The following is an 839-nucleotide window of genomic DNA, read 5'->3' as shown; positions in this document are numbered from 1 at the left end:
CCGGCGGGGTGTCGGGGGTGTTTTCCGGGGGGTTGCCGGGGGGCGGTGGGGTCTTCATCGGCGTGCCTGGCCTTCCACGAGGGTGAGGAGTGTGCGGAGGTCGTCGGGGGTGGTGTGGGGGTTGAGGAGGGTGGCTTTGAGCCAGAGGCCTTGGGGGGTGGTGGTGCGGCCGAGGACGGCGTGGCCGTGGTGGAGGAGGGTGCGCCGGAGTGCGGCGGTGGTGCGGTCGTCGGTGCCGGTGGGGCGGAAGAGGACGGTGCTGAGGGTGGGGCGGGCGTGGAGTTCGAAGGAGGGGTGGGCTTCGACGAGGTCGGCGAGGTGGTGTGCGGCGGCGCAGACGCGTTCGACGAGGTCGCCGAGGCCGCGGCGGCCGAGGGCGCGGAGGGTGACGGCGATTTTGAGGATGTCGGGGCGGCGGGTGGTGCGCAGGGAGCGGCCGAGGAGGTCGGGGAGGCCGGCGCGGGTGTCGTCGGGGGCGTTGAGGTAGTCGGCGTGGTGGGTGAGGGGGGTGAGGGCGGTGGTGTCGGGGACGGCGAGGAGGCCGGCGGCGACGGGTTGCCAGCCGAGTTTGTGGAGGTCGATGGCGATGGTGTGGGCCTGGTCGAGGCCGTCGAGGGCGGGGCGGAGGGTGTCGCTGAAGAGGAGCGGGCCGCCGTAGGAGGCGTCGGTGTGGAGGCGGGCGCCGTGGGTGTGGCAGAGCTCGGCGATGGCGGGCAGCGGGTCGATGCGGCCGGTGTCGGTGGTGCCGGCGGTGGCGACGACGAGGGTGGGGGTGCCGGTGGCGGTGAGTTCGGTGAGGGCCGCGTGGAGGGTGGTGGGGTCGAGGACGCCGGTGGGGG

At 74.6% G+C, this 839-nt stretch carries 1 protein-coding gene; it reads right to left on the bottom strand.

Annotated elements, in window-relative coordinates:
• Positions 1 to 54: 54 nt before the first annotated feature.
• Positions 55 to 839, bottom strand: a 785-nt coding sequence (locus B7P34_RS36040; RefSeq protein ID WP_286157548.1) for a pyridoxal phosphate-dependent decarboxylase family protein, incomplete at its 5' end; no start/stop codon positions are given.

Source organism: Streptosporangium nondiastaticum (genome assembly GCF_003011965.1).
In the GTDB taxonomy this organism is placed as follows: domain Bacteria; phylum Actinomycetota; class Actinomycetes; order Streptomycetales; family Streptomycetaceae; genus Streptomyces; species Streptomyces nondiastaticus.
This window is presented reverse-complemented; position numbering and strand designations above follow the sequence as displayed.